We start from the raw sequence: 9414 nt of genomic DNA, 5'->3' as shown, positions 1-9414 counted from the left end.
ACCCATCGGGAGCAAGCTCCCTCGCCACGGTCATTTCCTTTGAGCAGCGTTGCGATTCCGTCACAGGCCGTCGTAGTCGCTCATCTTCAGGGGTTGTGGCGGATAGCCGCGCTTCACCAGTTTCTTGGCCCACAGCTCCAGGACGGCGCGGCGGCTTTGGGACATGTCACGGGTGATGGGCATCGAGAGCGTGCTTTCTTCCTGGTAGGGCTTGCTGATCAACACAATCAATTGATCGATGGCACCTTCGACGCGCGCCTGGGAGTTGAGCGGCATGAACTTGTTCATGATCGGGTACAGGTAGTAGAAGGTCTGCAGGATGCGTGGGTAGAGGAAACCCTCCCACAGCGCTGTGGCGGCGTCCTTATCCTTGTAGATGTTGTTCCAGTAGTTGATGAAGTCCTGTTGCAACTGGATGTCGATGGGCAGGACACGTATCGGCGCGAGGAAGTCGATGTAGGCCTGGGGGAGCGCGAAGCTGAAGGGAATGGCCGGATCGTTGTCGCCGTCCTTGAAGAAAAAACGCAAGGTCGGAAAGCCCGCGGCGATGGCCCTGAAGCTCACCTGGGCGATACCCTGGGCGTTGGTGGTGATCGTTACATAGGAATAATCCACCTGGGTGGCCTGGTTGTCCTTCAGCGTCCGGCTGGCGTAGACGCCGGCATCGAATGCCAGGCAAGGGCTCAAGTTGACCGCGATGGGTTTGCCCGGGCCATTCAGGAAATCCAGGTATCCGACCGGTGTGCTCGTCGGCCGATGCACGTTCCGCAGGGCAGTAAGCCGACGACCGCTGCCGGTGGCCAGGTAGTTCGATACGGGAGGCGCGTCATTGAATTGCGGCAGGTTTGCGTGGTTCAAGTTACGGTCTGTCGGATCGTCATAGAACAGCGTGAAATTGGCTGCGTTACTGAACGCCAGGTAGTAGTCGCTGGTGGTCACCATGTAGGGGTTGCCGTATTCCGCCACCCACAGCGTGGTGTTGGCGGCCGGCTGGCCATTTTTCTGCACCATGATGTTCAGTGTCTTGTGATCACCCACGTCGATGAAACTGCCGCTCTCGATGACCTCGGCGGTCCAGGTCTGTTGGGTGGCGGCGATCAGCGGCGCGTTGAACGCCGGAGCCTGCAATTGGAGCGCCAGCGGAGCCGATTGCAAGGTGGTCTTTTGCGCGTCGTTAAGGGTGAAGTCCAGCAGGCCCGAGCGTTTGTCGAAGGCTGCCTGGTTGTAGTGTTCGAAGCCAAAGTCGAGTACCCCGTTGAACTGTTCATTCTGGATTACACCCAGTTTGTAGTTGCCGGCCTGGAATTTTTCCGGGACCAGGACGGTGGCGTTGGGGTCCACCGGGTAGAACGGGAAGGTATTGCCCAAGTCCAGCGACAGGGTGTTATCGGTAATCTGCGCCGAGATCACCCCTAACTGAATGTTTTGAACGTCCTCAGGTTGGTTTGTTATGGACACAGCCTGGGCGGGCACCATGCGCCGGCCAGCGGGGGCGGTGGGGTATTCGTCGGCGAACCACAGTCCCAGGGTCGCATTGGTGCGACTGTAGGCGGGGTTGAAGAAAATATCGGCGACGTTGTCCAGGCCCTGCTGATACATCTTCTGGACATTGGCCATGTCCACGGGGTGGCGGGAGTGGGTGTTGATCGGTGGGAAGTTATTGAATGTGCCGTTCCTGTCGTAGCAGGTCAGGTACGTGGAGAACCTGAACATCAGGCCCTGGGCTTTTTGCTGCTTCATCTGCTGCTGCAGGTTGGCCAGCAGGACCGAATCGCCGACGTTCCATTCCAGGTTTTCCTGGGCAAAGCAGGTCTGCCAAGTGGTGGTGACATACACGAGCCCCCCCAGGGCTCCCCAATTGAAGTTCAGAAAACGGTCCAGCATCCGGTGCTGTCGATTGAGCGTCAGGCCACGGCTGGCATCCCCCAGCGTCAGCTTGTCGAAATACAACGCGGTGAAAGCGTTCTGCCAGGGGCTGATGTCCACGAAGCGTGCTGCACTCGGCGTGTTGCTGCCAAACGGGTTGCCGAGCAGTTGGTAATCCTTGCCGACCAGGGTGTCCTGGGCGACGTAGGTGTTGGCCTGCAGCTCGCCGCCGATGACCGTGGAGCGGATGTCGTTGTAGCTCACCGTGCCGCAGGCATTGTCGCCAAACAGATCCCATTCGGCGGGCATGTACGGGTAGGCTTTCGGGTTGGCATTGGTCGGCACCTGCAGCACATAGGTGGGCAACTCCGCCATTGCCAGGGGCTTGATGGCCCAGGGCATGAGTTGGGTGGGAGCGTTCGTGGGATTGATGTCGAAGTGGCTCATGAACGGCCAGTTGATGTCCATCTTGACCGCGTCATACAGCGGAAACACATCGTTGTTATTGGCTGTCGGTGGATTCCAGAACATATGGCCGTTGAGGTAGATCCGGGGAAAATTCAATACGCTCATGTCATGCTCCTTAGCGTTGCCACTGGGCGCGTTTCAGCGACCAGACAAAGTCCAGTTTTTTGTAGCCATTGAAATCTGAGGCTGGCAGCGGGGCTGTCGGATAGACAATGCCGCCCCCTTGGTTCAGGGCGAAATTGAAATAGCCGTCGTTGTTCGAATAAGCGGCGGTGCTGTGGCAGGCCAGGCAGGACGAAGTGTTCTGGAAAGCCGATTCCAGCTGCGAATTGGCAAGCACCTGTTTGATGGGCTTGTATTCGACCCCGATCAATTCGTACTGCGACAGGGTTGGGTTATTGGCCTGGAAGCTGGCGTTGACCGGCTCGGCGGCCGCTGTCGGCCCTGTGCTGTTGGCCATCGGCGCGGCCGGTGTGTCATTGGTGACGGTGTATTTACCGTTGTTGATGTTTTCGAAGGTGGTCCAGACCCAGTTGGGGCTCAGCTTGTTGACGACATGCAGGCCACTCAGCGCTGCATAGCCGACCTGGTACTGGCCGTCTTCCTGCTGATAATAGGCCTGGGCGATGAAATAGCCGTCGTTCGCCAGCTGCGCTTGGTAGGTCGTATCGAAGCCAATCCACAGCCACGCTGCTTTCAATTCCCAAGCCGTGGGTGGGAAGTCCAGGTCGGTGGCCAGGGCGGCCTGGCCATTCACGTTGTAGACCTTGTTTTTAACGATGTAATCGAACGTGTCCTTGCCCATCAGGAGTTGAAAACGTACGGGGTTGCCCCGTTGGACATTGGGCACGGCACCGCCCATTTGCAGGATCAAGCCATCGACCTGTTGTATGGCGTTGATGTTATGAAACGCTCGGGATAGGTCCATTCCATGGTCCCTGGCTTGTTGAAGTACTGCGTTTGGCGGCATCACGCGCGCGTCATAGGGGCCCGGTGGAGCCCCGTTGGGCAGGTAGACCTGGTCTGACGGCTTCATCAGTTCCCACACCCGATTGCTGCTCTGCGTGGCGTTGGGCTGGTTCAAGCAGACGAACCAGTTCCAGGCCATGGTCTCGGGGCTTTGGGTAAAGGCAGCCCGAGTCTGGTTGATGTCAGCTCCAAACTGCAGGAAGTTGCCGCAATCGAAGTGGTTGGTGTCCTGTGCCTGGGCCAAACCGGCCAGGGCACTGAGAACGGTTAAGGAAATGGCTCGCCGCATGGAAGCTCCTTGGCATTCGCCGTATCGGCCTGAGGGTGCCCCTGGAAGTGTTCGAGGAGCAGTTGCTTCACCGCCGTGACCGCAAGGTGCTGCGGCAACGACAGATCACAATTGGTGATGAGCAGCGGGCCGGTCCTTGCGCTCGTGGGCAGCCGGCCGTGGCTGCCGCGGACCAAGCGGGTGTCCAGCGGAATCAGGTCCATGTAATAGCGAAAACCGAGCTTCTTCTGAAGCAGGCGGCGCGCCACTTTCAATGTCGGGAAGCGAATGGCCGGGTCGATGAACAGCTCGAGCGGGTCATAGCCCGGCTTGCGATGGATGTCCACGGTGCGGGCAAAGTCGGGAGCCTTGCGATCGTCGAACCAGTAGTAGTAATCGAACCAGTAGCCGGCGGCGGCCACAGCCACCAGCTCGCCGCTGCGGGCATGATCCAGCTGCCAGGCCCGTTGTTCGGTTTTGTCCAGCACCTGCTCGATGCCGACCTCGCGCTGCAACAGCGCCTTGACCCGAGGGATGTCGTGCGCCTGTTTCACATAGATGTGCGCGATCTGATGGTCGGCCACGGCAAACGCTGCACTGGCGCCGGGGTCGAGCAGTTCCCAGGTCAGCGATTGCCGCACTTGCAACAAGCCTTCGGCACGCAATAGCCGGTTGATGGACACCGATTGCGTAACGGCCTCGATCCCGTATTCGGACAGCAGCATCACCGCCGCGCCTTGCGCCTGGGCAAAGGCCAGCAGGCGGCCGACTTCGCTGTCGATGGCCCGCACCTCATCGGCAATCGACGGATGATCAGGCCCCAGGCGTTGCAGGCTGTAGTCGAGGTGGGGCAGGTAGGTCAACTGGAGGTCGGGTCGATTGAGCTGGAATTCGGCGATGGCGCAATCGACGATCCAGCGGCTCGAGGCGATGCCGGCCGCCGGCCCCCAGAAACCGGGGAAGGGAAACGTGCCGATCTGCTGTTCAATCTGCTCGTGCAACGAGGCCGGCGTGGAATACAGGCCGAACAGCTTGCGGCCATCGGCGGGGTAATGCGGCCGCGGGGTAATGGCGGCATCCACGTCCGCGTACATGTTGTACCACCAGAACAACTGGCTGCAGCGAAACCCGGGGATCTCACGCTTGAGTGGCTGCCAGACCTTTTCTCCCTGGATCAGGGCATTGGGTTGCAGCCAGAAACGGACTTCGGCCTGGTCGCGAAAATACCAGCCATTGCCGACAATGCCGTGTTCCGACGGTGGCTGCCCGGTGAGGATCGAAGCCTGCACGGTAGAGGTGACCGCCGGGAACACCGGCTGCAGCGTGGCCATCTTGGCCGTCTTCAACAAGGCATTGATGCAGGGCGTCGCGGCCCCCAGCAGCGCGGGGGTCAGGCCTACTACGTTGATCAGCAGCAGCGGCTGGCGCGCAGAATCAGAGGGCATCGGCGCAGGCCTCCTGCGCTTGGGGGTGTAGCAACTGGCGCTGTTGCAGTTGATCCTCGACCCAGCGCAGCTCCGCCGCGATGCCTTGGAGTTGGGCGTGCTCGGTCGTGGGTCGCACCTCGCTGGGCAGGACGCCCCAGCTGTAGGTTTCCACTTCCAGCACCGGGCGCAAATCTTCGTGGTCGGCCAGGAAATCGAAGGTCTGCACCAGGGCGACCTGGCTGCCGCTGAGTTCAGGCAACAGCAGGTGTTCGCTGAACAACGGAATGTGGAAGTGAATCCTCAGCTCGGCAGGGGCGGTGCGGTTCTGCTCACAATCATTCAGGGCTGCGGGAAGATCCGCCCAGGCCGATAACCGCTCCTGCCCATCGCGGGCCTTCACTTGATGCAGGTAGGTGGGTTCGGCAAAACCGCCCAGTGTTTTTAGCACCTGTTCGCGCCGCTGCGCGTCTTCAGGCAGGCGACAAATCAACGCATTGGATAACTGGATCTTGCCGATAGGGACCTGGGCCCGACGCAATCGCTCCAGTGACTGGTAGCAGTCTTCGAACATCACCGCCTGATGACAAACGTCAAAACACAACGCCAAGTGTTCATGGTGCGGGTCCGTGGCTCGCCAGTGCTGGAAGAAGGCGATGGCCTGGTCGGTGCTTTCCAACACGCAATCGGGCTCCATTTCCAGGCAAATCACGATCTTCTTGCCAGTCTCCACCTGCAGCCGGGCCAGCGCGGCGGTGAGTTCGCGCAGTTGCTGCTCGGCACGTTGCTGCAACGTCGGGCTCCAACGGGCGGCATAACCCAGCGGTAAGCTGGAGATCACGCCCTGGGCGCAGTCCGCCGGCAAGGCCAGGGCGAGAAAACGGGCCAGGTCCAGGCTGTACGCCAGCCGCTGCGGATCGGCCCAACTGGGCAGGTAGACGTCGGCTTTCACCGCGCCCTGGTGAAATTGGCCGTAAGGAAAGCCGTTGAGCGAGGTCAGGCGCAGCCCGCTGCGTTGCAGCAGGTCGAGGAAATCCGCACGGGCCGAAGGCTGTTGAAGTTCGGCGGCGGCGCCCGCGCTGATCCACAGGCCACTGTCCTGGGTGTCGAGCCCACGCAGTGTTCGCACGGTCTGGAAATGCCGTTCGACGGAGGCGCGCAGCCCGCCCAGGTCATGGGTGGGGTGCACGTTGCTGCAATAGCCGATCTGCGTAGCCGTCCAACCCGTGCGAGCACTCATTTGATCACCGGCTCCTGGCCCCGCAGGGCCGAGTTGTCCTGCCACTGGCGCCGTTGATCGATAGGCAGTGGCGTGCTGACCAGGGCTTTGTCCAACTGGCCGCTCTGGGCGAAAAAGTCCACCGGGTTGTGGAACAGCACCTGTTCGACCTGGGCTTCACTGAAGCCGGCGGCCAGCATCGCCTGGCCGGTCTTGGGCACCTTGAGCGGGTCGCTGATGCCCCAGTCGGCGGCGCTGTTGACCACCATTTTTTCCGTGCCGTACTGCTGCAGCAGCGCGACCATGCGCTGTTCCGACATCTTGGTGTTGGGGTAAATGGAATGGCCGCGCCAGCAGTCGCTGTCCAGCACCAAGGGCAGGGTCAGTTCGTTGAGGTGGTCGATGATCACCAGGTGTTCGGCAATGCCGACCTCGCGAATGACCGCGAGCGTGCGCTTGGTGCCACCGATTTTGTCGCGGTGCGGGGTGTGCACCAGCACCGGCAGGTTGAATTGCTTGGCCAGTTCCAGTTGAGCGGCGAGAAAGCGATCCTCCTCCGGGGTGATGTCGTCGTAGCCGATTTCACCGACCGCCACCACACCGTCCTTCACCAGGTAGCGCGGCAGGATGTCCAGCACTTCATTGGCCACTGACAAGTCATTGGCCTCCTTGGGGTTCAGGCCAATGGTGCAGAAATGGTGGATGCCGAACATGCTGGCGCGAAAACGTTCCCAGCCCAACAAGGTGTCGAAATAGTCGATGAAACTGCCGACGCTGGTCCTGGCCTGGCCCTGCCAGAAGGCCGGCTCGATCACTCCGGTGATGCCGGCGGCAGCCATGTTCTGGTAGTCGTCGGTGGTGCGGCTGACCATATGGATATGCGGGTCGAAGTACTTGGGCATGGTGGATCCTCATTCAAAAAAACAGGGGGCGGACCTCAGATCGGCGAAGCGCCATCCAAGTGTTCGTGCCATGGCGGCGGCAAGCGTCGTTGCTGGCTCAGTCCGGCCAGGCGTTGACGTTGCGCCGGGCTCAGCAGCTCGAAGGCAATCACCTGGGGCAGGCCTGCGGACACGGTTCGTTCAGCGGCGAGTTGTTCGTCCAACAGGTCGAGGGCCAGTTGGTTGAGGGTGACGCCGTGCCGTTGCTCCAGGCCGATCAGGCGTCGCACATCAAGGCCCATGCCCAGGGCCTTCAGTACCAGTTGGTTGAAGGCCCGTTCGTCGTAGTGACGCGACGGGTAGGGGGTATCCAGCGCGAGGGCGGCGAACACCTGGCTGTTGCTGGTGCGTCCGGCCTGGCGTGCAAGTTCGATGCACTGTCCACGGCCATCGAGCCAATCGAGGGCCTTCAAGGTGGCGATTTTTTCCTGATCGTCGCCCCACAGGAACAACTGGCGCAGCAAGGGCACTTGTTCGGCACCGGGTTGCAGCGCCAGGACCTGGGCCAGCAGCAACGCCCGCGCCAGCTGGACATTGCTCCAGCCGTCAGTGCCGGGCTGGGCACGCTCCTTGAGGTTGCGCTTGCACTGGCCGCTCAGGCGCGCCGCGGTGTTGGCGTCCGGGCACTGGGCAAGCTGCGCCTGTGCCGAGAGCCACCATTGCCGTTCGGTGTCTTCGAGTGACGGGATGAAACGGCGGCGATGTTCGTCCAGGCAGTCGTGGCGCATGTCGAGGGCCGCCGATACCGGCGCAGTGACGTCCGTGTTCATGTTGGTTTGATCCAGCGTTGGAAATGAGGAAGCAGGAAAAACACCAGGACACACAGCAGGCTGCCCAGTGGCTGGTTGGCGACGGCCAGCACCAGGGCATCGAACAGCGGCAGGGCGGCCAGGCCGGCGCCGATAAAGGCGCGAACCTGCCGTTGCCGTGGGTTGGCCAGGTTGCGCCAGTAGTGCCAGCCCAACCAACCCAGCCATATCAGCAGGACCGGCCAGAACCAGACGTTGCCTGCGTAGATCGCCAAGGTCAGCGGGCTGAGCATCAGCAGCAGCGGGAGGCGGCTGATCAATTGGTTGCGGTGCTCCTGGCGAGCCAGGTAAGTCAGGCCGCTGATGTAGACACCGAGCAAAATGGCGCAGAGCCAGATCGGCCCGGGGGGCACCGCCAGGCTGGCTGCCGCGGTGAGGTAGAGCGTTGAGCGACAGGCGCCCATCAGCCAGACACTGTGGGCATATTTTTTATGCAGCAGGTTGTAGCCGAGGATGCAGCCCACCAACAGGGCGGCGCCGCCCAGCAGCCAGTGCGGCTGCTCGATCAGTTGACTCAGGCCCAACAGCGAGGCGGCGGCCAGCACCAGCAACAGCGTCGTGGCCAGGCGCACTTGCTGGCGGCTGACGAGGCCCAGGGTAATGGGGCGGGGATTGTGGTGTTGTTGGTCCCAGTCGGCGTCCAGCAGGTCATTCAACAGCATGCCGGCCAGGTACAGCAGCGACAGCGCCGCCAGTAGCAGGAGCCACACCAGGGATGACGGCGGTGCCAGGGCCCCGGCGCTGCTGGCAAGCAGGGCGGCGGCCAGGGTATTGGTCCATACCGTGGGCAGGTTGGACACACGGCCGAGGGTCATCCAGGTCTTGAGGTCCGGCGATGAAGGGGTCATTGCGCACAACCCTCGTTCAAGGTCAGCGGCGCCAGGGCGACCTGGGTGGAGAGTCGCTGCAAGGCCTGCTCCATGCGCGTGGTGTCGATCTCATGCACGTCCACCGATTCGCCGATCCGGCTGAGCATGGGAATGGAAAGTTGCCCGCCCAGATGCTGGCGGAACTCTTCCAGTCCGAGCAGAACCAGTGAGCGGCCTTGTGCATCTTTCAAGACCAGCTCCGGCGGGGTCAGGTAGAAACCGAGCTTGAGCAGCAGGCGCAGCACCCGGTCCGTGTCGCTATCGCTCAACAGCCCCAAGGCATTGGCATAGAGCCCATCCAGGGCCATGCCCACCGCGACGGCTTCACCGTGGCGCAGTCGGTGCTGGCTGAGATTTTCCAATTTGTGTGCGGCCCAATGTCCGTAGTCCAAGGGGCGACCGTTACCGCGCTCGAACGGATCACCGGCCCCGGTGATGTGTGCCAGGTGCAATTCGGCGCAGCGGTGGATCGCATGGCGGCTGGCTGGGTGATCGAACCGGGCGAGGGCCTCGGCCTGTTGCTCCATCCATTGAAAAAAGGCCTGGTCCTTGATCAGCGCTACCTTGACCGCCTCGGCCAG

General features: G+C 61.6%; 8 protein-coding genes. All 8 read right to left on the bottom strand.

Annotation, left to right across the window (positions count from 1 at the left end; translation table 11 throughout):
• Window positions 1-60 precede the first annotated feature (60 nt).
• A complete protein-coding gene (locus OC610_RS14615; protein ID WP_264428627.1) occupies window positions 61-2439 on the bottom strand; it encodes a hypothetical protein in 2379 nt (792 codons plus the stop codon).
• A gap of 10 nt (window positions 2440-2449) precedes the next feature.
• Window positions 2450-3592 (bottom strand): hypothetical protein, encoded by a 1143-nt coding sequence (locus OC610_RS14610; protein ID WP_264428625.1) that lies wholly within the window; start codon window positions 3590-3592, stop codon window positions 2450-2452.
• Entirely contained in the window at window positions 3571-5016 is a 1446-nt protein-coding gene (locus OC610_RS14605) for an alkaline phosphatase family protein (protein ID WP_264428623.1), read from the bottom strand. The genes OC610_RS14610 and OC610_RS14605 overlap by 22 nt, the downstream gene beginning before the upstream one ends.
• Window positions 5006-6235 carry a metabolite traffic protein EboE gene (gene eboE / locus OC610_RS14600; protein WP_264428622.1) on the bottom strand — a complete coding sequence of 410 codons (1230 nt, stop codon included), beginning with the start codon at window positions 6233-6235 and terminating at the stop codon, window positions 5006-5008. Before eboE ends, OC610_RS14605 begins: the two co-directional genes overlap by 11 nt.
• On the bottom strand, window positions 6232-7116 hold the full coding sequence (locus OC610_RS14595) for a TatD family hydrolase (protein WP_264428620.1): 885 nt from the start codon (window positions 7114-7116) through the stop codon (window positions 6232-6234). Before OC610_RS14595 ends, eboE begins: the two co-directional genes overlap by 4 nt.
• Before the next feature lie 35 nt (window positions 7117-7151).
• A complete protein-coding gene (locus OC610_RS14590; protein ID WP_264428619.1) occupies window positions 7152-7925 on the bottom strand; it encodes an EboA domain-containing protein in 774 nt (257 codons plus the stop codon).
• Complete coding sequence (locus OC610_RS14585) at window positions 7922-8812, bottom strand: UbiA family prenyltransferase (protein WP_264428618.1); 891 nt, start codon at window positions 8810-8812, stop codon at window positions 7922-7924. The genes OC610_RS14590 and OC610_RS14585 overlap by 4 nt, the downstream gene beginning before the upstream one ends.
• On the bottom strand, window positions 8809-9414 hold a 606-nt coding region (locus tag OC610_RS14580; protein WP_456300303.1), incomplete at its 5' end, for a 3-dehydroquinate synthase family protein. The genes OC610_RS14580 and OC610_RS14585, both read right to left, overlap by 4 nt.

Source organism: Pseudomonas agronomica, assembly GCF_025917275.1.
Lineage (GTDB): Bacteria > Pseudomonadota > Gammaproteobacteria > Pseudomonadales > Pseudomonadaceae > Aquipseudomonas > Aquipseudomonas agronomica.
Note: the sequence above shows the minus strand (reverse complement) of the source record. Positions and strands in the feature narration are given on the sequence as shown.

Excerpts from the sequence above, each read along its gene's own strand:
- OC610_RS14585 (WP_264428618.1), bottom strand. The coding sequence starts at position 8,812 with ATGACCCCTTCATCGCCGGACCTCAAGACCTGGATGACCCTCGGCCGT.
- OC610_RS14590 (WP_264428619.1), bottom strand. The coding sequence starts at position 7,925 with ATGAACACGGACGTCACTGCGCCGGTATCGGCGGCCCTCGACATGCGC.
- eboE (WP_264428622.1), bottom strand. The coding sequence starts at position 6,235 with ATGAGTGCTCGCACGGGTTGGACGGCTACGCAGATCGGCTATTGCAGC.
- OC610_RS14610 (WP_264428625.1), bottom strand. The coding sequence starts at position 3,592 with ATGCGGCGAGCCATTTCCTTAACCGTTCTCAGTGCCCTGGCCGGTTTG.
- OC610_RS14615 (WP_264428627.1), bottom strand. The coding sequence starts at position 2,439 with ATGAGCGTATTGAATTTTCCCCGGATCTACCTCAACGGCCATATGTTC.
- OC610_RS14605 (WP_264428623.1), bottom strand. The coding sequence starts at position 5,016 with ATGCCCTCTGATTCTGCGCGCCAGCCGCTGCTGCTGATCAACGTAGTA.
- OC610_RS14595 (WP_264428620.1), bottom strand. The coding sequence starts at position 7,116 with ATGCCCAAGTACTTCGACCCGCATATCCATATGGTCAGCCGCACCACC.